Annotated in this window: 19 protein-coding genes and 1 pseudogene; 8 read left to right on the top strand and 12 right to left on the bottom strand. The window is 61.8% G+C overall.

The genetic code is table 11. The features are described 5' to 3' along the window. Positions 1-7: 7 nt before the first annotated feature. A complete protein-coding gene (locus AC20117_RS22105; RefSeq protein WP_236777675.1) occupies positions 8-871 on the top strand; it encodes an IclR family transcriptional regulator domain-containing protein in 864 nt (287 codons plus the stop codon). Positions 872-987: 116 nt separating this feature from the next. Here the strand turns inward: AC20117_RS22105 and AC20117_RS22100 are convergent, their stop codons facing one another. The 10 genes from AC20117_RS22100 to AC20117_RS22055 all read right to left on the bottom strand — a co-directional run bounded on the left by AC20117_RS22100 (position 988) and on the right by AC20117_RS22055 (position 12,749). After that, on the bottom strand, positions 988-2,400 hold the full coding sequence (locus AC20117_RS22100) for an amidase (RefSeq protein ID WP_074703557.1): 1,413 nt from the start codon (positions 2,398-2,400) through the stop codon (positions 988-990). Positions 2,401-2,852: 452 nt separating this feature from the next. Continuing rightward, the gene (locus AC20117_RS22095) at positions 2,853-3,821 is read right to left on the bottom strand and encodes an ABC transporter substrate-binding protein (protein ID WP_074703556.1); all 969 of its coding nucleotides are present in this window, start codon (positions 3,819-3,821) and stop codon (positions 2,853-2,855) included. A 262-nt stretch (positions 3,822-4,083) separates the two neighbouring features. Beyond that, positions 4,084-4,320, bottom strand: coding sequence for a hypothetical protein (locus AC20117_RS22090; RefSeq protein WP_074703555.1), 237 nt, complete (start codon positions 4,318-4,320; stop codon positions 4,084-4,086). A gap of 565 nt (positions 4,321-4,885) precedes the next feature. After that, positions 4,886-5,485, bottom strand: coding sequence for a type II toxin-antitoxin system RelB family anti-toxin (locus AC20117_RS22085; protein WP_074703554.1), 600 nt, complete (start codon positions 5,483-5,485; stop codon positions 4,886-4,888). Between the two features lie 90 nt (positions 5,486-5,575). Continuing rightward, positions 5,576-6,565 carry an ABC transporter permease gene (locus AC20117_RS22080; protein ID WP_083340047.1) on the bottom strand — a complete coding sequence of 330 codons (990 nt, stop codon included), beginning with the start codon at positions 6,563-6,565 and terminating at the stop codon, positions 5,576-5,578. 34 nt (positions 6,566-6,599) lie between these two features. Then, the gene (locus AC20117_RS22075; RefSeq protein WP_074703553.1) at positions 6,600-8,090 is read right to left on the bottom strand and encodes a sugar ABC transporter ATP-binding protein; all 1,491 of its coding nucleotides are present in this window, start codon (positions 8,088-8,090) and stop codon (positions 6,600-6,602) included. Further along, positions 8,087-9,739: an amidohydrolase gene (locus AC20117_RS22070; RefSeq protein WP_074703552.1), complete on the bottom strand. Its 1,653-nt coding sequence runs from the start codon at positions 9,737-9,739 to the stop codon at positions 8,087-8,089. Before AC20117_RS22070 ends, AC20117_RS22075 begins: the two co-directional genes overlap by 4 nt. Continuing rightward, positions 9,736-10,878: a TMAO reductase system periplasmic protein TorT gene (gene torT, locus AC20117_RS22065; protein ID WP_236777659.1), complete on the bottom strand. Its 1,143-nt coding sequence runs from the start codon at positions 10,876-10,878 to the stop codon at positions 9,736-9,738. The genes AC20117_RS22070 and torT overlap by 4 nt, the downstream gene beginning before the upstream one ends. Before the next feature lie 8 nt (positions 10,879-10,886). After that, positions 10,887-12,059: an FAD-dependent monooxygenase gene (locus AC20117_RS22060; protein WP_074703550.1), complete on the bottom strand. Its 1,173-nt coding sequence runs from the start codon at positions 12,057-12,059 to the stop codon at positions 10,887-10,889. Between the two features lie 378 nt (positions 12,060-12,437). Beyond that, on the bottom strand, positions 12,438-12,749 hold the full coding sequence (locus AC20117_RS22055; protein ID WP_074703549.1) for an RES family NAD+ phosphorylase: 312 nt from the start codon (positions 12,747-12,749) through the stop codon (positions 12,438-12,440). 278 nt (positions 12,750-13,027) lie between these two features. On the opposite strand from AC20117_RS22055, the gene AC20117_RS22050 reads away from it, so the two are divergent. After that, positions 13,028-13,252 (top strand): DUF2188 domain-containing protein, encoded by a 225-nt coding sequence (locus tag AC20117_RS22050; protein ID WP_074703548.1) that lies wholly within the window; start codon positions 13,028-13,030, stop codon positions 13,250-13,252. A 349-nt stretch (positions 13,253-13,601) separates the two neighbouring features. Here AC20117_RS22050 and AC20117_RS22045 read toward each other — a convergent pair whose 3' ends face one another. Together AC20117_RS22045 and AC20117_RS22040 are read right to left on the bottom strand one after the other, a co-directional pair. Continuing rightward, positions 13,602-14,450, bottom strand: coding sequence for a hypothetical protein (locus tag AC20117_RS22045; RefSeq protein WP_139186850.1), 849 nt, complete (start codon positions 14,448-14,450; stop codon positions 13,602-13,604). A gap of 1,317 nt (positions 14,451-15,767) precedes the next feature. Next, a complete protein-coding gene (locus AC20117_RS22040; RefSeq protein ID WP_074703546.1) occupies positions 15,768-16,085 on the bottom strand; it encodes a hypothetical protein in 318 nt (105 codons plus the stop codon). An 866-nt stretch (positions 16,086-16,951) separates the two neighbouring features. Between AC20117_RS22040 and AC20117_RS22035 the strand changes: the two genes are divergently transcribed. The 6 genes and pseudogenes from AC20117_RS22035 to AC20117_RS24005 all read left to right on the top strand — a co-directional run bounded on the left by AC20117_RS22035 (position 16,952) and on the right by AC20117_RS24005 (position 21,390). Continuing rightward, positions 16,952-17,296, top strand: a complete 345-nt coding sequence (locus AC20117_RS22035) for a hypothetical protein (RefSeq protein ID WP_074703545.1) — start codon at positions 16,952-16,954, stop codon at positions 17,294-17,296. 1,566 nt (positions 17,297-18,862) lie between these two features. Beyond that, positions 18,863-19,273 carry a hypothetical protein gene (locus AC20117_RS22025; protein ID WP_101632771.1) on the top strand — a complete coding sequence of 137 codons (411 nt, stop codon included), beginning with the start codon at positions 18,863-18,865 and terminating at the stop codon, positions 19,271-19,273. Between the two features lie 423 nt (positions 19,274-19,696). After that, complete coding sequence (locus AC20117_RS22020) at positions 19,697-20,167, top strand: MarR family winged helix-turn-helix transcriptional regulator (protein ID WP_074703543.1); 471 nt, start codon at positions 19,697-19,699, stop codon at positions 20,165-20,167. 209 nt (positions 20,168-20,376) lie between these two features. After that, the gene (locus AC20117_RS24015) at positions 20,377-20,946 is read left to right on the top strand and encodes a LacI family DNA-binding transcriptional regulator (protein WP_236777673.1); all 570 of its coding nucleotides are present in this window, start codon (positions 20,377-20,379) and stop codon (positions 20,944-20,946) included. 152 nt (positions 20,947-21,098) lie between these two features. Beyond that, positions 21,099-21,179 (top strand): annotated as a pseudogene (locus tag AC20117_RS24420) (hypothetical protein); the annotation flags it as partial. A 49-nt stretch (positions 21,180-21,228) separates the two neighbouring features. Next, positions 21,229-21,390, top strand: a complete 162-nt coding sequence (locus tag AC20117_RS24005) for a hypothetical protein (RefSeq protein WP_236777671.1) — start codon at positions 21,229-21,231, stop codon at positions 21,388-21,390. Positions 21,391-21,942: the final 552 nt, after the last annotated feature.

Here is a 21,942-nt window from a genome sequence, read left to right as displayed (position 1 = left end):
CTGCTAGATGATGGTCCATCTGATAGAATATTTCGGTAATCGAAAACAGATATCGTATCTCGAAATAATCTATGCGTGGAGGATCAAAGTGTCAAGAGGTGCAGGGGACAACTACGATGGAAAGCCGAACGAGGCTATGGCGGGGCTGGCCAAAGGGCTTGCAATTCTGGAGGGTTTCGACAAGTCCCGGCCCAGGATGACAATTTCCCAGGCTGCCGAGTTCGCAGGCGTGTCTCCGGCAGCGGCCCGGCGTTGTCTGCTGACCCTTTTGGATGCCGGTTACGTCTCCCACGATGGAAAATACTTCCAACCCACTCCCCGAATGGTTCGCCTGGGCAGAGCGTATCTGGGCACGTCGCCGTTGGCATTGCACGCTCAGACGTATCTTGACCAAGCGCGGGATGTACTTGATGAGGCGGTCTCCCTTGCAGTTTGGGATGAGGGGCAGTGCCTTTTCGTGGCACGGGCAGGCGCCTCACAAATCGTGTCCACAGATATCGCTGTTGGTGTGCGTCTACCTGCCCATGCTTCCGCAACTGGACGTGCGCTGCTATCTGCACTGGAAGAAGAAGAGATCAGGAGTTTTTTTCAGCGTTATCCGCCCGTTCAATTAACTCCTTCTACAATTACTGATGTGGACGCGCTAACCCACATTGTCCAGCGTGCTGGAGAGCTGGGCTATGCCACCAGCGCCGAGGAGTTGGAACTGGGCATGCACTCCCTGGCCGTCCCCGTTGCGGATTCACGGGGTGCTTGCGTTGCGACCATAAGCGTTAGCGCGTTCACCGGTCGGATCCGTATCGAAGAGCTCGTGGACAAGGCGCTGCCCATACTAACGGTGGCGGCGGAAGGACTTGGTAAGACTCTATAAACCCCGGGCAATCAACGGTACGAGCGCAGCACATCACTGCTGCGTCACAGGCAACGGGAGTGGAAGTCTGTTGTCACATTTTGTCGGCGGTAGACATTTCGTGTGTATCTATGGGGCTAGCCGGCGTCTAAGCGCAGCTCGAGTGCGGCTGCGGCGGCCAGCAGCTGTCGCTCGTAACCTGGCTTACCCACGAGCTGAACTCCGCACGGCATGTGTGCCCCGTCTACCACGACGGGAACGCTGATTGCGGGGAAATCCAATAAACTCCACGGTACGGTCATAGATTTGAGCGCCTCTCGTGTGCTCGTCCAACCATTCTCGCCTTGCAGCTCCCGCTGTCCGATTAGGGGAGCCTCGATGGGAACTGTCGGCATTACCAAGAGATCTATTGATGACAGTTTGGCTAAGACCTGGTCACGAAGCCGATCACGAGTTTGCAGCGCCAAGACATATTCCCAGCCAGAAACTTCGGAAGCCGCACGTAGCTGTCGGAGTATCTCAGGGTCGAATAGATCTGGGGCGCTCTCGACGCGGTCCTGGTGGAGAGCATAGGCTTCGGCTGACTGGATAGCTTGATGGTGCCGTCCACATTCATCAACTTCAGGAATCGGGACCTCGGCTGTCACCGCACCGGAGTCAGCCAAAGCACTTACTGCTATTTGAAGTGCTTCAATCTGATGATTTGAGACGCGCTCTGTTAGTTCACATTTAACCTCGCCAACGAGCAGATGAGGAGATTGCCCAGGTCTCTCGGGAACGCGAGGTGGCAGCCACGGACCGGTAATTCCTGTATGGTCTGGGCGGGAAACCATCGCCCGCCAAAGAAGGGCGGTATCTGTGACGGATCCTGCCACCGGGCCGACCACGTCTAGCGTTCGCGAGAGTGGAAAGACGCCCTCAGGACTAACCGTGCCTGAGGTCGGCCGCATTCCAACGACTCCACAGAGCGAGGCCGGAATACGTACTGAGCCCGCAGTATCGGTGCCAATCGCTATCGGAAGCAGCCCCGCGGCGACGGCAGCTGCAGAACCACTACTTGAACCGCCTGTGACTCGGGAGATGTCGTTCGGGTTCAGGGCTGGACCAGTAACGGCATTGTCCCCAGTCGGCCCGTAGGCGAACTCGTGAACATGTGTTTTTCCAATGATTACTGCTCCTGCGCTGCGCAACGAAGTAACGACAGCGGCATCGGTATTGGGGACGTGCCCCGCGAAGTGCTTTGATCCCATGCCAGTCGTCAGGCCCGCGGTGGAAATGATGTCTTTGACCCCTACCGGAATGCCGTGCAAAGGCCCACGATCGCAACCGGAGGAAAGCTCCTCATCGGCTTGTTCTGCAGCTCGCCTTGCGCCCTTCTCATCTAATGTAACGAAACAATTTATCCGTGGACCGAATTCGCGAGCGGCGCTAAGTGCTCGCTCTGTAAGTTCTCCGCAGGTCACCTTGCCCCGCCGAAGGCTGTCGGCGAGGTCGGTGACACTTACTCCCTGAAATGGACCAACGTCTCTAAGCAACCCGGCGTTTTTCATTCTTCTCCCTGATGTCCAGAAGCATTCGATTATTAGGAGGGGGCCCGAGGTTTCGGGCGGATCCTGACGCAGCGAGCTACTCAAAAAGGTCGGGTCGCGAATCTTTTCATCACCCCGACATGCGGGCCGCATATGACCGTTGAGTACCAGGACTTCGCGGGGGCGCGGCATCTGTAGAATACGTAGCTGCGAGCAGCCCGCGGTCGAATACGAACCTCCACTGGTCCGCGACCGGAACCATTCAAGAGCTGATCATCGAAGCGCCGGTTTCAAGAGGCCGAGGAGGGTCCCTTGAGCGAGGCCTAGCCCGGCTGTTGCCGATGTTCGTGGCATTTGCCGCTCATTCGCAGTCCACGTACTGGAGGCCACTCTCCTGTGTTTACACAGCGAAATCGTCTCGGCGAACGGAAAAGAGGCATGGAAGGGAATCCTGCTCCCATGTTGGGTCGGCGTCACTCTTGAATAAGCGTGGAGACGTCCAATTTGTTTTGCAAAGTGCCGTACTTAAAGGCGGCGTCGGCGAGTTTCTGCAGAATTTCTACGCTAAACTCCGTGGGATACTTATTCAGCGTCATTTCTGCTCGTAGCCCCGCATCGATCTTGGTATAGGTCCCGACAATTTCCCTGACGGCATCTGGATTCGAACTAGCAAATTCATGCGATTTATGCATGGCCCGAGTAAAACGCGCAACAATATCCGGATTCTCTTCTGCAAATTTGGATGTTGTGAAATACGCTTCAATAGGCGTAGCGGGATCGAAGTCGGCATAGTTATAAGTGACAGCTCGGCTGCCGCTCTTCAGTGCTGACGTAAGAAAGGGTTCTGCCACCCAGGCAGCGTCAACGTTGCCGCTCTCCAGGGCGGCCTCAGCTTCAGGGAATGGGACTTCCACGAAGTCGATGGTTGATGGATCGCCCCCGTTTTCTTCGACAACGGCGCTGATTGTGGTGTCACCGATATTGCTCAGTGTATTCACCGAAATTGTTTTTCCTGATAGATCTGCCGGGGTGGAAATAGGCGATTCTTCCGGCACGATGACGGCAGTCGCGTCTTTACTCGGATCTCCGCTGCTGGCCGAACCCGGTGCTACGATTTCTAGGTCCAAGCCTTGGTCTGCTGCAACCAGAAGAGAAACGATATTGCTGTCAGCAAAATCAAAGTTTCCCGATACTACTGCCGGCACGGCTGCTGCTCCACCTACTGTGTTCTGGATTTCCAGTTCCAGACCCTCTTCCTCAAAAAAACCCTCTTGCTGCCCTAAGTAAATGGGCGCGTTGCTGGCAATCGGAATTACACCGACGGTTATTTTGTCCGACCCGCTCCCGCTAGAAACAGGCTCTGCTCCGGATTCAGCCCCACAGGCGGTCAGCAGTGTAATTGCTCCTGCAACGGAAAGCACACGTAATGGTCGGATTTTCATGGATACATAACTCCTCAAGTGTTATGGGCCACGAATTCGCTATTTTCGCTTATCGAAAATGTTGGTTCAAATTCGAAACCCTGTTTGGATGTTATCTGCGTCTCATAAGTTCGTCAATCGTTCGCGATGACTCATAAAACCCTCACGTCAAGGCTCCTTTCACTGGCGAAGACATCCGTGTACCCGGGGGGATTCGTCGTGCGGGGTCAGAGGCCCGGATTCTGGGGCGTTGTGTTTGCTGTGTGAGCCGGGGAGGGATGTCTCAGGCGCAGATGACGCGGATGTTGTAGTCGCTGGTGTCCAGCATTTTGCGGGTGTCGAGGGGTTCCTCCTTGATCCAAAGGACCCCCGCTTCGGGAGCAACCTTTTCCACCCGGCCGTGGTACCGGATCCGATCGGGTCCGATGGCTTCGATCCGGGCCCCGCGGCGGAGGCCTGAGACGTCATCAAGGCGGGCAGAGGCGGGTGGGCGTTCGACAGGGGAAGTTTCCGATGTCATGGGTTCCTTACTTTTCGGCATTGGGGGTAACTCTTTTCATGGTTGCTCGGAAAAGGTGGTTTGGAGGTTGCGCGGGTGCCGCCTGTTCAGAGTGCACGTCCGGTGTCTGGGGGAGTAGCGCGAAGTGGCCGCAGACGCTGCCGGGCCAGGGGTGGCATTGCGCTAGTTGACCTGGACACGCGGCCAAACGCTGGTCCGCCCAGGAACATCACACACCCGGCCGGATGGCCAAGGAGCGTGCAAAGGACGAACAGAGGAACTCACAACATTCGTGGCGTACGAAGTCCTCTCCCCGCCCAAGGCGGGGCCGGCTGTCAACCTTGGCACCCTACCCCATACACTTTTTTCTCCTGCAACACTCGGCCCCGGGGCGTAATGCATCTGGGTGACGGTCCGGCCTTTGGCGGGAGCGCATCGGGAAGACGCGATCCAGGCCGCAAGGGAAGCGCTCGGGTGCTGCCTCTGCCTGGCATCGCTCAAGCGGCGCCTTCAATCCCGGTACGCGGGAGCCGTGTACAGCTGGACGTGGACCCATGCAGCTGTACACGGCTCCTTGCCGTGGTGCCTAGTGCTCGTGGCCCGGCAGGGCGGAGATCCAGAGCCACCGGGCAGCGGCTCGGCCGGGATTGCGGTAGGAGTGCGGGGTGCCGGGGTCGATCAGGGCTGATTCGCCGGCATGGAGTTGGTGCACCACTTGGCCGGACTGCAGTTCCAAATGGCCCTCCAGCACCAACAGGCATTCCTCTTCGCCGGAGTGGGCGTAGGGTGCCACGCGTGATCCCTCGCCCGGTTCGAGCACTGCCTCGATAACTTGGAGGGTTTTGGCATCAGGCGGGGTGACGAACCTGTCGCGGTAGAGACCGGAAGGGTGGTCGACCAGGACCTGCCGGAGCGGTTTCCGGGGTTCCGGTTCCCCGCTTTCCTCTGCCAGGAGTGCGGACATCGGAACGTTGAGGGCGCCGGCGATGCGCATGAGCGAGGAGAACGACAGGTTCGCCTTCCGGCGCTCCGCCTGGGAAAGGAATCCTTCGGAGAGCCCGGTCTTTTCGGCCATGTCCTGCAGGGTCATGTCCAAAGACCGCCGGATCCGGCGGATCCGCGGGCCGGGGGAGATAGAGGCGGCGTCGGGGGATTCTTCCCGCGTCTCCGTTTCGTTCTCCCGCATGTCCGGTTCCCGTCCTTCTGGCAGAGCCGATGTTTCCAATGGTGCCTGCAGCCGATCCTTGGCCGACAACTGAGACTATCAGGGCTTATTTCACGTGGTCTCCCTGAACCGCTCGACCGCCACCGCGGCAATCAGGACGGCACCGATCACGAGTTCCTGGACGTAGCTGGAAACATGCAGCAGGTTCATGCCGTTGCTGAGCACGCCCAGGAAAACCACACCGAGGACCACCCGCCATAAGACGCCTTCGCCGCCGAAGAGCGAGGTGCCGCCGAGGACGGCTGCCGCGATGGAAAGCATGACGTAACTGGCACCGAGCGATGCTTCGCCGGAGCCGACGCGGGCTGTGAGCAGGATACCGGCGAGAGCAGCGAGCATCGAGCACATGACGAAGGCCAGGATGATGGTGCGCTTAACGTTGACGCCGGCGACCAGGGCGGCCGCGCGGTTGCCGCCGACGGCGTACATGTTGCGTCCCGCGTGCATCCGTGACATGAAGACACCGACGCCAATGGACAGGGTGATGCCGACGAGGACTGGCACCGGGATTCCGAGGACGGAGGAAGTAGCCAGGGCATCGGTGAAGGTCAGTGGCACCCCGACGATCGGGGCGCCCTTGGAGATGATCAGGGCCAATCCGGTCAGCACCGAGGTGGAGCCGAGCGTGGCCATGAATGAGGGGACTTTCAGGTAGGCCACTATGAGGCCGTTCAGCAGGCCGACAGCGCCGCCGACGACGAGGCCGACGGCGATGCCGACCAGCACTGAGCCGGGACCGTCCGCCGTCGCGGCGGTGGCCATGGCTACGATCACACTGGTCAGGGCGACGGTGGCGCCGACGGACAGATCCAATTGTGCGTTGATCAGGACGATCATCTGGCCCATGGCGATGAGCAGCAGGAAGACGGATTGGCGGGCGATGTTCATCAGGTTCGCGCCGTCGAGGAACCGTGGCTCCATAATGGTGAAACCCAAAAACATCAGGATGAGCAGGCAGGGCAGCAGCCCCACGGTCAGCAGGAACTGAACGTTGCTCTGCCGCGGTGCAGATGCCCGTTCAGGGCGGATGATGGTGGTCAATGTTTCTCCTTGATGGAAAACAGATAGGGATAGGTCACGCCGCGGCGTGGGCGAAGAAGGCATGTGCGATGGCTTCTTCGGTGATCTCGGCTCCGGTCAGGTGGGCCGAGACGCTTCCTTCGTGCATGACATAGACACGGTCGCTGATGCCGATGATTTCAGTGAGGTCGGACGAGATGACCAGCACCCCGTGGCCGGCTTCGGCGTAGTTGTCGATCAACCGGTAGACGTCGGCCTTGGCCCCGACATCAATTCCGACGGTCGGCTCATCGAAGATATGGACCTTGGCTGCGTGGAGCTGCCCCCTGGCCAGGACCGCCTTCTGCTGGTTGCCGCCGGAGAAGGCGCCGGCTTTGCGGTTCAGCAGCATCGGACGGAGGTCGAGTGCTTCGCCGATGCTGGTGGCCCGGCGCGACTCTTCGGCCCTTCTGAGGAAGCCAAACCGCCTGAGACCTGCGGCCTGGTGCGAGCCCATGGTCATTGCCTCCAGCAGCGGCCGGCCCATGACCAGGCCTTCGGTGCGCCGGTCGGATGGGTAGTAGACCAGGCCCTGCGCCAGCATGCCGGCCGGAACCGGCGTAACCACCTGCCGGCCGTCCAGCACGATCTGCCCGCCCAGGACCTTGTCCAGGCCGAAGCAGGCACGGCCGATCTCGGACTTTCCGGATCCGAGCAGGCCAGCGATACCGACGACTTCCCCGGCCCGTAGCGTTAGCGAAACCTGGCGGAGCGTGGCGGTCGTCAGCTCATGCAGGCTCAGCAGCTCCGACCCGGGACTGCGCATCGAATGCTGGTACAACGACGACGCGGGCCGGCCGATCATGCGCTCGACCACCACGGATTCCTCTAAGGGCGCCTGCAGCGTCTCGATGAACTGACCGTCCCGGAGGACGGTGACCCGATCGGCGATCGCCATCACCTCGTGCATGCGGTGCGTGATGTACAGGATTGCCACTCCGCGTCCGGCCAGGTCCTTGACGATCTGCAGCAGCCGCCGGCTCTCCTGCTCGCCCAACGACGCCGTTGGTTCGTCAAGAATGAGCAGCTTGGCGTCTCCCATCAGCGCCCGGGAGATCTCGATCAGTTGCTGCGAGGAGCGGGGCAAAGTACCGGCCCTGGCGTCCAGGGGCAGATAAGCGCCCAAGGCCGCCAGGCTCTCCCGTGCCTGCCGCAGCATCTGCTTTCGGCTGATGAACCCGGTTCGGCCCGGAATGGCGCCCAGACAGATGTTCTCCGCCACCGAGAGCTGCGGCACAACATTCAGCTCTTGGAAGACGGTGCGGATCCCGGCGTCTTCGGCATCCTGCGGCCTGGCGAAATCGATTTCCGTGCCGTTGAGCCGGATGGTTCCGGCGGACTGCTTCTGGGCTCCTGCCAGGATCTTGATCAGGGTCGATTTTCCGGCCCCGTTTTCGCCCATGAGGGCATGGATTTCACCGGGGCGTATGTCGAATGAGACACCGCTGAGCGCCGTGACGCCGGGAAACGTTTTGCTGACGTTGCTGATGTCGATCAACGCATTCATGACCGGACCCCGCTTTCATATACCGGGGCACCGTCCACATAGGTGCGGTGCACCCGGATGCTTGTCAGTTCGTCCCCGGACGCCGTCCTGGGGTCCCTGTCCAGAACGGTGATGTCGGCCGCCTTGCCTGTCTCCAGGGAACCGGTCAGATGGTCGATGCCCAGCACCCTGGCTGCCTCGATGGTGTGCAGCCGCAGCGCCTGGGCTACGGAGATCGCTTCCTCCGGTTCAATGTGGTGTCCCCAGTAGCTGCGGCGCGATACGGCGGACGCGATGGTCTGCAGCGGGTTGGTAGCCCCCTGCTCGCCGCCGAGGGTGATGTCCGAGCTGAATACCGGGGTAACGCCTTCGTTCAGCACGGTGTTCACGGGTAGCCGGCCGGCCGTGCCGGTGTCGGGGAACAGCATCGGCAGGTAGTCGCCGATGAAGTTGTGCAGGAACCCGGGCTGCATCACGGGGATGACGTTGGCAGCGCGCCAGATGGCGATGTCTGCGGCGTCGGCCAGGACGTTGCCCAGGTGCTCGATCCGGATGGGCGCGTATTCGTGGGGTTTGCCCAGGGCCAGGATCGCTTCAAGTGCTTCACGCTGTGCCCTGGTCCCGTTCGTATGAATGGCAACCTGGACATTCTTCAGCCGGGCCGTTCCGATGGCGTCCATCAGGGCCGGCCTCGACAGGTTCAGCTTGCCGCGGTACCCGCGGTGCGGGCTGTGGTCGCGGGTGTATTCGGACAGGCTTGCGGCGTTCCGCGCCGAGTAGCCTCCGTCGGCAAACACTTTAACGCCGCGGGCCCATACTTTGTCCGGACCGCTGCGGGATGTGTAGTCGGCGACCCAGTGGCAGGCATCGGCCACGGGTAGATATGACGGTGCCATGGCGTAGAACGCGATACGGCCTGCGATGTCGCCGTTGCTGACGGCTTCATCCAGGATCTCGATGTCGCGGCCGGTTTCGGCCATTTCACCGATGGTGGTCACGCCGTTGGCCAGGAAATCGGTGCGGAAAGTGTCCGCATAGAACCGGGACAGTTCGCCGCGGCTGCTGGCCGGGATGGGCAGCAGACCGTCGATTTCCGCGACGACACCGGTGGGCCGGCCGCGGTCGTCCAGATGCACGACCGGGCTGCCCCAGAGGCCCTCGCTGCCGTTCATGTACTGCTCGACCTGGGCGATCTCGAGGGCGGCACTGTTGAGCACCGAGACGTGTCCGCCGCAGTGCAGCACGATCGGTGTGGCCCGGCTGACCGAGTCCAGTTCCTCTCTGGTGGGCAGGCGGTGCTCCGCCAGTTTCTGGTCGAAGAACAGGTTGCCATAGCCGATCAGCCAGTCGCCGACGGTCCGCCCTGCCTTCAGGCCGGTGGCCAGGGCGTCCAGGACGTCGGCAATGGTCTTGCAGGCGGGCACCCGGCAGTCGATGCCACGGTGGGTGCCTGCGGCGTACTGCGAGAAGTGGACGTGTGGATCTATGAAACCGGGCATGATGGCCCGCTGGCCCATGTCGTGTACGGGCACTCCGTCGCGGCGCAACTGTTCCGCGTAGGAATTGTCTCCGGTCCCCGCGATCCGGCCGTTTTCCACGTAAACCACCGTCGTTCCCGGGGCCGCCGTCATGGTGATGACGTTGCCTTGGAGGGCAAACGTTGCGCTCATTTGCTGCTTCCTTTCACATCGAACACCGGGTCCCAGCCCTCCGGAGCGAAACTTCCGGTGGCGTCAAATGACTCGATGTTCTGGTATCCGTCCTCGCGGGGACCGCAGATGACCAGCGGTTCGGGGGCGTACCGTTCAATGTCAGGGTTCAACGGGATGTCCTGAAGGACGCGGACGGCCAGGTCCACCGACATTTTCCCGATCCGGCTCGATTGCTCCGACGGGGCGCAATTCGCCCGGCCCTTGTCGATCAGCTCCACCGACTGCGGTGTGACATATGTGCCGTAGAGGCGCACGTCGCCGGTTTTTCCCTGTTCCGCCAACACGGTTGCGGCTACTTCCATGGTGATTGCGGTGCCCACGATCGCATCGATCTCCGGATTGGCGGACAAGACATCTTCTACCAGCTTGAGCTGGACCTCCTTGCCGGTGTCGCCATACTTGATGTCCGCTACAGCGATGCCGGAGTCCTTCGTGGCGGCTTCGAAGCCCAGCCTGGTCCGTTCGGTCCATCCCGCTCCGGCGGGACCCGGGAGGAGGGCGACCTTCATTGGCTCATCGAGCGTGGCCATATGGTCGCCGATGAGCTTGCCCATGTCGTAGTAGTCCTGAAGGACCCGGGCGTCCACCTCGGTGGATGAGACGCCGTTGCCGACGTCGATGACCTTGATTCCCTGCCGCTTCGCGGCGGCGATCGCCGGATTCAGCGACTCGTTGCTGACGGCGCTGAGCAGGATGGCGTCTGCGCCCGAGCTGATGCAGTCTTCCACCTGGGTCACCTGGTCGGCGAGGTTCTCATAGCCTCCTGCGTCCGTCGTCGTGAGGGAGACGTCCAGTTGCTGTGCCTGGTTGACCTGCCCGTAGTTCATGCCGATCCACGTCTGGTCCTTCAGATGCGGCAACACCGAACAGATACGCCAGTCCTCGTCCACGCTGTTCCTGTCCAGGGACTCATACGAGCCGGGGGCGTTCGGGCCCATGCAGCCGGCAGCTTCAATGTCAGGGGCATCGCAGTCCGTCAGCAGAGCGGGCACTTTCCACGACGCACCGGTTACCGGCTCAGCCGCGATTTCCACCGGTGCGCATCCGGCAACCAGCAACATCCCTGCTGCCGGCGCCAGAGCCACGAGTTTACGCATCCGGCCGTTCATGCCAGCAGTTCTTGGGCGAGCCGGTCAACATCGGGGCGGACCGGGCGGATCTCGCCGGAAGGAAAGCTCTCGGCGGCGAAGTTGATGGTGGCCTGCACGCGGCGCGATCCGGTGAACTTTTTCACCAAGGCGGAACGGACGTTGAGCAAATCCTTCGGCCAGGCCGTACCGATCTTTCCGTAGATGCGGGAGTACTGCTGGACTCCGTCGCTCATTTCCCGCTGGGCACTTTCCCATGACTTCAGGGCGAACTCGGGGTTGCTGCTGTTGGTCACCGCGATGGCCAGTGCCACGGCGTTGGTCATCGCAACGCACGCAGCCTGTCCCAGGTTGGGTGACATGGCGTGGGCCGCGTCTCCCACGATGGCAGCGCGTCCGTTGTACCACTTATCGACATGCACGTCGTGGAACGGAGCCCAGCGGCCCTCAGTGTTGGCGGGAATGCGCTCCAGCTGCGACCTGAACTCCGGGAAGCTTTCGATCCAGGAAGCCGGGTGGAACGGCTGCTGATTCCGGCCTTCATGGTCGTTGGCGGGACAGCAGAGGAAGATGTACGTCTCGTCCGGCGAGCAGGGAATGATGCCGATGCGGCGCCCGCCGTTCCACTGCTCAATGGTTTGGTTGACCGGGTCATCGCCGGTACGGGGAATCAGGTGCCGTCCGCCGCCGTCGCGCAGGTCGACCAGCTTTTTCCGCAGCCCGAGCGAATCGCGGACCTTGGAGAAGACACCGTCTGCGCCAATGACCAGGTCGGCGCGGTTTTCCGTGCCGTCGGCCAGAGTCAGTGTCCCGCTGGGGGAGGCTTTGACAACCGGGGAGTCGGTGATGAGTTCGGCGCCGTTACGGCGGGCAGCGTTGACCAGGCTTTGATGGAGGTGGCGGCGTCCTACGGTGTAGAGGCGGTGGTTGCGCAGCCACTCTTCCTGCAAGGTGCGCCCGTCATGGTCCCGAAGGAACGGAACCTCGACCTTCTCGGCCCTGCCGGCGACTTCATCGTATGCGCCCACGGACTCCAAGGCGCGCAGCCCGTTTTCCCACAGGTAAATTCCGGCCCCGATCTCGCGGAGCTCGGATCCCTTCTCATGGACCCGGACCGAGGCTCCTGCTTTAGCGAAGGCAGCGGCAGCCGTCAGGCCCGCCAGGCCTGCTCCGGCAATTTCGATGTGCATCTCTGGATTCTCCTACTAGCGATCGGTGCGACGTAAATCACGTCGTATTGATGCTAGTGGCACAAATCATAGATGTGCAACAACTTTCTTAGATGACATCAAAGTTTCTTGAATATCTTTGCTTTTGTTAGAGAGCCCCGGTGTCTATGCAAATCAAGCGCAGACTCCTTGGGCAGGGCGACAACAAATACCGGCGTAGCCGACGTGCCGCCCGGTGAGGGACGCGAGCTGCGAGCCGACGGAGATTGACAAGGCATCGAGCGTCTCTTGGGCATGGGCATCGATCCACCAGCCCGAAGCTTCCGCTATCCGGATTGGGTAGACCAGGTGCCCGTCGCGCCATGTAGCGGGTAGGCGGCCCGGCTGCATGTGCCTCAGTCACTGCCAGTCCCCGTCGATGTCACGCATGATCTGCTCGGGTGTCTCGCCGAATAATGCGGTCAGCTTCCCGATGTGCCCTTGGTGCTCGCTGGTCATTCGTGCCCAGGCCAGACACTCCCGGAATGCCGTTTCCCGGTTTGAAGCAATGTAAAGGGTCCGGCCCGGGGTGTCCCAGCGGCTCCAGTGTGCGCGGTTGCCGTCGGCCCGCTCCGGGGGAGCGGTCGGGCCGTAGGCAGGATTGGCGATGCGTATCCCGGAGACCGGACCGGCAACGAGCCCGAGACCGGTATTGCGGCAGATGCGCCTCATCCAGCGAAGGACTCGTCGGTCATCGCCTGGACAGCGGCGCGGACTTCCTTGAACCGGTCTTCCATCAGCGCTTCGACGAAGCTACATAAACATCAGGTCATGTGAGCGACCGGTCGTATGCGGCTTTGCCACGGAAATCAATCGGGCAGGACATGACGGGGACCGGCGGCATTTCGTCATTCGGGCCTGCCGGAGCCCATCCTGCCGGCTTTCATCACAATGACAGGCGATCTGGGTAACGTGGCAGTGCCAGCATTTTTGACCCGAAGGAGGACACGGTGACCAACCCCGCGATCGAGACGTACTGGGAAGACGATGAGTGGAAGAACCGCCGGCAGGGCGAGGACGAACCTTTCGCCGTCGCTAAAACAAAGGAAGCCGCCGTTGAGCTCGGGCGTGACGCAGCCCGGATCGAACAGGTTGAGCACATCATCAAGAACCAGAACGGGCAGATCGGTGAGCGCAACAGTTACGGCAGGGACCCGCGGAACATTCCCGGCTAGCAAAGGCCCCGACAGACGTCCGAGGGCAGCCACCGGCTGGTTCTGTCTTATCTGGCCGGCACGTTGGGGTCGGACAGCGGGGTATCCGGGCGGCGGGAAACCTGGGCGAGGCTATCCGGATCGGCGCCGCCCTGATGCGAGGTCCGGTGGAGTGGCAGAACGGCACCGGATCTCGACACTATGGCCGGGCTGGCCGGCGGGCAGGGCGAAGCACTCGTCTTGAGGCATTTTTGAGCCAATCCCGGTGCAGCCGGGACCGCTGAACGGCGGCTTTCGGGCAGATGCCGGAGACGGGTTTCCCGAAGTGGAGTGCGCCCTTCCGCACCCTCCAAGAAGTTGGTTGTCCCTCTTAGCCGCCTATCCTATGTATTGAGGCGTGCGGGTGATTGAGGGGCCCGGTAAGCCGGCGCACGTAGGCGAGGGCTGCTGCGAGGCTGGTGTCGACAACCACGGAAACCATCACCATCGGGGCCAATCCGCTCGTATCCCCGCTCATGACGATCAGCAGCATCGCGGCGATGATGCTTGATCCCATCAGCACGCAGAAGACCAGTGCCGGTACGGTCAGGAACAACCCCGTCCGGTTCCCGCGCAGGGCGAGAATCCCGATGGTGATCATGCCTGGCAGGACCACGGACAGGTCGATGACGTGGATGGGGTTCACGATCAGCCCAGCTGCTTGCTGGCTCGGTGGGGCCTGCCCGGAAACGGTGGCTGGAATCGGTTCGCTCAACCACAGCAGGGCGAAGAGCGCGCCGGTGCCGATCAGGACCCACGCGGCGAACACCCGGACTGCGCCGCGTGGATATGCCGCCGGACGTGCGCGGGTAGGGAGCGCAGCGATCAGGGTGTAGAAGACAAGCCCGAGAATTGCAACGTACACGAGGAACAGGCGGCCGAAGTGCACGGCAAAGGAATACACGATGTAGGCATGCAACACATAGAACAACGTGCCGGCCCAGAGCTGCACCGCTTTAAGGGAACCGGCGCGCATCCTGACCGCCCCCACGATGAGAGCAACGACCGCCACAAGGTTGCCGAGGTCTTGCCCCTGGGCCTGCAGGACCCAGTTCCCGGTTTCCTCCTTGTACGGCCAAGAAGCCAGCAGGCCGAGCACTGCACTGCCAAGGGACGCGACGACAAGCGCCGTTCCACGTCGTTGCACGACTGCCTGGAGGCTGGACTGGCCTGTATCCATACAGCAAGCCTATCGGGCACGCCCATCTAATCCCCTTGCCAAGGACGAACTTCATGCTTCAGAGGATCGCCGCGGTAGCGATCAGCGAGGTCGTAGAGTTCTTGCGATCGGCCGAATCCGGCTGTTATCGGCATTGCATAGCAGAGTCAGCGCTGGAGCCCGTGATTGTGCCTTTATCCACTATGCCTTGGCAGGTGGGTTCGTCAGGACACTCATCGGAAAGGACCTGTCTTCTTCGGTCGGCAGTATCAGTCTCAACAGCCAGAGTTTTACGTCGGGGTGAGCCGGTGGACGTTATTCGCCATACTCATCGCTGTAGCGGCCCGATCGGCGACCTGGCCAGCGCAGCCAGCACTGACGCGAGTACTGGGGGCGTTCGGAACTCCACAAGTCATTCCCGGACGCTTCCAGCTCAGGATCTTAATCCGGTTGGATAGGCGGTCATTCCCGGGCCCGTTGTGCTTGTCATTATAGATTTGTAGAGACAGAAGCCGAATAGAGGGCGATCAAAACGGCCCCGGTAACCAAACCCGCGAGATGGAGCTTGCGGGTTTGGGAAAATGATTCCCTGGCTGCACGAGGATGCCGAACCGCGAAGGTTGCTCCGGCCATAACGAGAATAAGCCCTGCAATCATCAGCATAAACATGCCGGCTCCCCTCGTGGGCACAGAGCTGGTACAAGGTTTCCGTGACGTCTCGACCATTTTCCGGGCTGCCAGAGCCCGCGTCCGTCCGTGGCCCGCAGCCGCTGCGGTGGGCCCCTCATACCGGAACAGTGGAAGGTTTTATGCGAGCCGGGCATAGGCGATGGCTCCGATTGCCAGAACACCCAGAACGGTGACGGCAATGTTGCCTGCTGTCCGTTGTTTCCGCCGGTTAAAACGGGGCCGAAGCCGTTGTCTGCGGTATACGTGGCGTGCCTTGGTCATTTTCAGTTCCCCAACTGTGTTTCGTGTCCCGGGAAGCGCCGAATTGCCGGCCGTCCCTGCTTGGAGGTCCACCGGACGGTGGACCCGGTTGTGGTATAGCCGCCGTCCTGACCGCGGATTGGGTCTGTCCGGGCCTGTTCATCTGCCCGGGTGACGGAGCAGGCCGGCAGGCCGGTCAGAGTGCCGGGCGCGTGCCGGCGGGCTTTGGGGAAAGCTTTGCCTGGTCACGCACCCGGCGGTTTCCGTTCCCGTTGCAATAACCAGGTCCGGACCGGCGCGTGTTCACACCAGTGGATGACGGTGTGCAAAGGGGGCATGCGCGCCGGGGCCGCAGCCGCTTCCTGTTGACGGGAGGAAGCGGGGCCGACTACTGGATCCTACTAACTGTCAACCCTGATGTGAATATTCATGGGGTGAAGTTATCAATACGTGATCATGAGCGGCTGCCCGGCGGGAGTGTGCTGAATCTTCGCAGAGGCCATCAGGGACTTCGGCCGGGCATCGTGGGGAAAAGGCAGTAGCGCCGGGATTATCGTTCGTCTCCATGGCCAGGCCCATGCCGGTGATGGTCGCTGCAACATCTTCAAGGGCGGTCTGCATGAAGGACAGCGAGACCAGGTTCTCAGCCACCTGCTTCGGGGTTTTGCTAATGCCGGCCTGCTGCAGTGCGTAGCGCTGGACCGCTGCCGTCAGCGTTCCAATCATGACGTGAATCTCCTCTTGCAGCGCAGCCGGCCCGGCAGGGCCGCCGGTCCGGCGGGGGTCAGCCAGCGCCGGGAAACGAGTGGTCTCCGCTGGCGGTGGAACAGAACTTTCCCTGTGCATGTCTTCTCCAATTTCTGGATGATCCATCTTGTGTATTTTCGGTGGCCGATGCCGTGGAGGGCAGTACGCCGGTCTGGCATCGAAACACCTCAGGCGGCTGCAAGTACGGTGGCGAGCGGATTGCCGGTATCCAGATCCGCTCCCGTATGTCGGGTCTGGTCCAGCGATGGCCCGCCGGCACGAGCCGGGGTGGCGCAATAAGAGTTACATTCGCCGTGTGGTACCTCGAAGCCGGTGCACTTCTTGTGACACCGAAATGACTCATTAGCGTCTGTTTATAAGGCTGCTGTCAACCCGGGAGAACCGCCGGAGGGACAGGAACCGGACAGGAACGGACGGTGTAGCTTCCGCGGACGGGGTGGCAGGAACGAACAGCCGTCCGGGCAACGGGGTAGCCTGCCTTGAAAGACCCGCGCGGTTCGGGGACAGGATGCGGTGGGGTTTGTCGGCATTGTCCGCGGGGGATAGGTCACGCCGGAGGAGCCGGAACAGCTCTGGCCTGTTACCCGGAAAGAAACGGATTCAGACCCTGGCAGCACGTGCCGGGTTGATGGCATTTCCGCATGGTGTCCGGCCAGCGCACAGGAATACAACATGAAGCCGGCTGTATTGGTACAGATTTGGGAGAGGACCGAACTATGGGAGGAACCGGGAGTGCTGGCGCGGCACCCTCGCTGGCCCGTAAACCCAGGCACCGCAAAGATCCGAAAGGGGGGCAACTGTTCAGCCTGGCCCCTCTCAGATGGATGGCAGCCTTTACCGCCGTCATTGCCATTGCTGCAACAGGGGCACTGCTGGGTGCCGAGCCAGCAGTGCCCCTCACCGACACGCAAACCCATTCCGGTGCTGCCCGGAACGCCGGTGAATCCACGCCTGCGCTTACGCCGGCACAGCACCCGCCGACCGATGCCCTGGACCCTGCGGAGGATGCAGTGCAAGGCGGAGCAGGAAACAAGCAGGATTCCTCCCCGTCCGGGATACCGGAGATCGAACCCGGGTCTTCAATTCAACCGGTAGTGACGGTCATTTTGTTTATCCTCGCGGGCACCATATCGCTGCTTGTGATGGGCAGCAGCAGGATGAACCCCTAGCCCCGGAGCGGGCAGCCATCACTGCCGGTCCACGGTTTCGGCAGGAACTGCGGGGCGGGGTGGTGCCTGGCTTTGCCATAGACTCCATTTTGGTTCCGGCTCCGACCGGTGGCAGCCTGCCCCGCTGGCACGGTCGGCCGGAACCGCTTCGTTTCCGCCCTGGGACGCAGCCGGGCTTCGTCGACGAACCTTGGACACCCTGGTGAACAGGGCGGGCGTCGGTCCGGCCGACCTGGACAGGGACGGCGGTCTTGTGCTGATGAACCGCCGGCAGCAAAACCACCTGTTGGCCGGCGTTTCGGGGAACCTTGACTTCTGCGGGCACCGGCTGGTGGTTTTCGGCACGGACCGTACCACTCCGTCCCGCCGCCGCACGTCCGGTGCACCGCGCTGCAGCGGGGTGCGTCAGCCGCTGGCCACGCGGGTACCCAACCTTCCCGGGGTGAACACGCTGTACCAGCCGCGTTTTATGGAGTATGTCCGCGGTCGCTGGAGAGGTGGTTTCCCGCTCGTTGCTTACGGCATCGCCGGTCACCGGTCACGCCGGCATCCAGGCGGCGGCATAAGTCGGGAACAGTTTCGATCCGGCAGTTCCCGAGCGGCCGTCGGTGCCTGAATAACCGGCGGGCGGTTTCGGCGGAGCGCATCTCCTTCAGGAATCGGTTTTATCTACGGGGTGAGCCCCGCCGTCCGGATCGGGCGAGGAATCCTCGTCGGGCTTCAGCCCAATGCTGAAAAGGATCGGAAGCTGGCTTGTGAGTTTGACTGAATATTACAAGCAAGCGGGAGAGCAGTAGGGGCCTTTAGGGCAGGGCAGTGTCCCTGTCGCAGGCCTGCCCTCCTCGACAGGTCCGGGCCGTTCAGGGGCGGAATAGTGGCGTGTTTTATCCGCCGGTCTATGGAATCGCCGCTCTGGCAGGAGCGCGGGATGCCGGATGTGTGAACACGCGCCCCATCGCGATTATGAAGTACCACGGTTAAAGGATTGATGACTTAAGCGTGCCTGTTACTGCTTGGGGGTTGACAAGCACTACATTCCATAGTGGCGGGTTGATCTGCCGGCCCAGCGGTGGCCGGCATGCCCGGCATCGCTCGGTCTGCTTGCCGTGCCCCTGAGCGATGCGGCAGGAGCGCGACCCCGGTCACATCCTGGTCCCCGAAATCGGGTCAGTGGCCGGCCGGCGCTCCTGCCGGCCCACACTTTGCGTCCACGGGCCGGGCGGTGACCGGCAGGACAGGCACGGAGACATTACCTGAACGTGGAGAATGTCGGCCATCCGAATAAATAGTTGGGGAACTGAAATGAAATATGTTCGACGCTGGCGCCGCAGGTGGCGCCGTATGGAGCTCCGGAAACAGAGGGCTGTCGCAACGGGATAGTTGCCGTCCTTGCTGCTGCCACACTGTGCGCCGTCGCGTACGCAGCCTTGCATTAGACCGCCGATCCGGCATCCGTATCTGTACGTGATGCCTTACGCCAGAACCCGAAAGGACAGCGGCTGAAGTCCGCATCCGATCTCAGCCGCCGCCGTTATGAACGTTCCGCGACGCCAAAGGAGGAAAGCATTGCCTGCCGATTCATATTGTCGTTGCCGTTACCTCATTACGGCTTCCGCCGGTGAAGTTTTCGAGCAGCTTGAGAAGGCAGAGCAAGACCTGATGGTCCTCGCCCGGGAACGGGGGACTGCCGGAATTCTGGCAACCCGCTGGGGACCCGGGCTTTTCACCCTCGAGCTCTCGGAGAACGTTCCCTATGGCGAGACCTGGGAAACCAGGCACACCGAACGGCCGCACCAGGACGGGGTTTTGCCGGGAATGAAGGAAGATCCTGCCGGCACGGATACATCAACCCCTTTAACCGTATGCTCTGTCACGGGCGCTACCGATTTGCTGATTGAACCCTCGGAAACTCAGCAGCCTGATGCCGTCTCGAACGCACATACTGCGAGGGGACATGGCGCATGCTTTTTTTGCTGAAGGGGCAGTGGGCCGGGCAATCATTCCGGACTTTGGGCATCGACATGAAACTGCCCGCAGGCGATCATGCGGGTTCGAGGAAGCACGCCCCGGCAACCGGGCAGACAGAAGGTTCTTCCGGGCGCGCAATACCTGCCGGCAGCGGCCCGCATCCGGTCACGAAAGCCATTGCCCCCGCCGTGATCTGCGTCAACGAGATCACTATAGCGACCCTGCTCGGCGTGCCTGCTGGAAAGGCCATGCCCCGCATAGTGGGTCGGGTGTGGCCGCCTGCCGACGGCAGCCGCAACAGCAGGTTGAGCAACCGCGGGAACACTACACCGCGGAGGCCATGTGCCGGCCGGCGGTACGGTAACCGCATGCCTGCCGCGGGTTCGAAGGCCAGTGCCGCGGCGTACTGCCTGAGTTCTGTGGAACTATATCGTGGCTGACCTCCACAACCAGTCCACCGCGAGACTGTTATCGACCGCGGCGCGCCTGACCGAATACAGATTCAATGAAGAACTCAATGATCTCGGGCTCTCCCATACTGTGCTGACGGTGCTGGCTGAACTGTACCGCTTCGGTCCGGCGAGCCAGAATGACCTGGCCCGGAATCTACGCATTCAGCCCCAGACACTAGGAGCGACCCTGCGGCGGATGGAATCCAACGGTCTACTCCTAAGAAATCCGCGCGCCAACGACCGGCGGGTCATGGATGTTCTCCTCAGCCCTGGCGGTGCCCGGCTGCTGCACAAAGCCAGAGAAGCTGAAAACCGCCTCACAAACGAGATTTTGCCCGATCAGCACAGGCTGAGAATCTCGCTCCTGGAACTGATCGACAGCCTCAGCGTCAAACGCTGGCCCGGACAGAAAGCTCCAGCGGCCGGCCGTGGAACAGCAGCCAACCCATAGCGGAAAAGATGATACCGCTATTCCGTCCACCAGCATCAGAATCATTGCGTCCAGTCATTTCGGGATCACGCGGTCGGCATCAACGCGTTGAACATGATGTCGTATTCGGGGGGAACCGCTGGCGGGGACGCCCGCGGCTGACCATCATCGAGTCCGCGCCCGTCACGCGATCCGGGCCTATTACCTGAAAAAGAGAAAGCAGACTACCCATGGGAAGACTATCGAAGCCGACCATCCGCGACGTCGCGAACATGGCCGGTGTATCGCCGGCGACAGTGTCATATGTGCTGGCCGGGCGCAGCGGCGGTTCGACTACCCGGATCAGCGAACCTACCAAGGAACGAGTTCTCCTCGCAGCCAAAGAGCTCGGCTACGTGGCCAGCATTGCGGCGCGCGGGATGCGGCGCGGCAAGACCGACACGGTAGCGGTGGCCATCGAGAACATGGATGCGCCGTGGGACCGGGCGCTAGCGCAGACCGCGAACCGCATGCTGCCCGCGCACGGCTACCGGGTGGTCATCCTGCTGGGTCAGGAGGCATGGCGGAATTTCATGCTTTCCGGTGGGGCGGACGGCGCCATTTTGGGGTTCAGTACCAAAACCGAGGACGAGAAACGCACCATTCTGGACCTCGCCAAGCGCGGGGTGGCCCAGGTCGTCGTTTCGCAGTTCATGGAACCGGAGGGCTTCGATGTCCTGTCAGTGGATCCCCGCGCCGGGCATTGCCGACGCCGCGGCGTATCTGGCGGGCCGGCACAAACGGATCGCGGTGATCCATGACGCAATCTCTTCCCCGGGGAAGCCCGGAACCATGCTTGACCTTTTCCGTGCCGGTCTGGAACAGACCGGCACGACGCTGGACGAGACACTAGTCCGCGCCTCGGCCGGGTCCTGGCGGAGGGCCTGCCACGAGGCGCTGGAGCTGGCTCGCACTGCCGGACCCGCCCACAGCATTCTTTGCAACGGCCGATCTGGAGGCACGGTGCGTCTCGGGTGCCGCGATGCTCAAGGGCATCGCCGTGCCGGAGCATTTGGAAATCATCGCGGTGGAGAACCCGCAGCTTGGACAGAACACGGAACTCCCCGCTGGCGACCGTCGTCCCGGGCCCCACAGAACATCTGGCGGTGGACCTGCTGCTCGCAAGGCTGAAGGGCGAGGCACCCGAAGCCGGTCTCCGGATCCCGGTTACCGTGGACCCTGCATCATCGCCGCGGCGTTCATGAAGCCCTCCAGTCCCCGATATCGGCGGGGTGTAGCGGATGTTTCGGCAACCTGCAGCCGTTGACGTCCTCCGAACGCTTCGCCTCCGTCCGCGACGCGTCAACCGCCGGCTCACTCATCCCTACGCGGGATAAGATGCCGGTCATCTGATCGAACAGTTCTCCGGCGGCGGCAGCATCGCGACCCACTTCAACGGGTAAGAGCAGCCGGCCGGCAGGGCTTTTGCCAGCTGCTGGGGGTAAATCAGCGCGTTGTTCCGCTGATTCCGCACAGGGAAACCCATTTGCTAAGCATGCTGCCTATTGTGGAAGGAAGCCTGACTTTTACCAATTGGCCGACGCCCCGGTTGCTCTCGACCGCCGCGCGGTTGGCCGATCATGCCTGGGACGAACAGCTGGCATCGCTGCGCTCTGCTTCGTCGACCGTAGTGGCCGTAATCTTCTTTTGCGCTCTCGTCGTACTCATGGAATCCAACCTTTCCCTCTTCCTCGGGCCGGCTCACCCGGCAGGGTATGGCATAAGCCGATTATCTTGACCCCGGTGCCCACCCTAAT

Origin of the sequence: Arthrobacter crystallopoietes, from assembly GCF_002849715.1 — a bacterium.
Lineage (GTDB): Bacteria > Actinomycetota > Actinomycetes > Actinomycetales > Micrococcaceae > Crystallibacter > Crystallibacter crystallopoietes.
This window is presented reverse-complemented; position numbering and strand designations above follow the sequence as displayed.

What these genes read in the sequence shown, in the direction of transcription:
- AC20117_RS22085 (WP_074703554.1), bottom strand. Translation starts at nt 5,485, where the DNA reads ATGCGGGAGAACGAAACGGAGACGCGGGAAGAATCCCCCGACGCCGCC.
- AC20117_RS22090 (WP_074703555.1), bottom strand. Translation starts at nt 4,320, where the DNA reads ATGACATCGGAAACTTCCCCTGTCGAACGCCCACCCGCCTCTGCCCGC.
- AC20117_RS22070 (WP_074703552.1), bottom strand. Translation starts at nt 9,739, where the DNA reads ATGAGCGCAACGTTTGCCCTCCAAGGCAACGTCATCACCATGACGGCG.
- AC20117_RS22035 (WP_074703545.1), top strand. Translation starts at nt 16,952, where the DNA reads ATGGCAGCCTTTACCGCCGTCATTGCCATTGCTGCAACAGGGGCACTG.
- AC20117_RS22095 (WP_074703556.1), bottom strand. Translation starts at nt 3,821, where the DNA reads ATGAAAATCCGACCATTACGTGTGCTTTCCGTTGCAGGAGCAATTACA.
- AC20117_RS22055 (WP_074703549.1), bottom strand. Translation starts at nt 12,749, where the DNA reads ATGAGGCGCATCTGCCGCAATACCGGTCTCGGGCTCGTTGCCGGTCCG.
- AC20117_RS22040 (WP_074703546.1), bottom strand. Translation starts at nt 16,085, where the DNA reads ATGATTGGAACGCTGACGGCAGCGGTCCAGCGCTACGCACTGCAGCAG.
- torT (WP_236777659.1), bottom strand. Translation starts at nt 10,878, where the DNA reads ATGCGTAAACTCGTGGCTCTGGCGCCGGCAGCAGGGATGTTGCTGGTT.
- AC20117_RS22045 (WP_139186850.1), bottom strand. Translation starts at nt 14,450, where the DNA reads ATGGATACAGGCCAGTCCAGCCTCCAGGCAGTCGTGCAACGACGTGGA.
- AC20117_RS22105 (WP_236777675.1), top strand. Translation starts at nt 8, where the DNA reads ATGATGGTCCATCTGATAGAATATTTCGGTAATCGAAAACAGATATCG.
- AC20117_RS24015 (WP_236777673.1), top strand. Translation starts at nt 20,377, where the DNA reads ATGGGAAGACTATCGAAGCCGACCATCCGCGACGTCGCGAACATGGCC.
- AC20117_RS22075 (WP_074703553.1), bottom strand. Translation starts at nt 8,090, where the DNA reads ATGAATGCGTTGATCGACATCAGCAACGTCAGCAAAACGTTTCCCGGC.
- AC20117_RS22060 (WP_074703550.1), bottom strand. Translation starts at nt 12,059, where the DNA reads ATGCACATCGAAATTGCCGGAGCAGGCCTGGCGGGCCTGACGGCTGCC.
- AC20117_RS22100 (WP_074703557.1), bottom strand. Translation starts at nt 2,400, where the DNA reads ATGAAAAACGCCGGGTTGCTTAGAGACGTTGGTCCATTTCAGGGAGTA.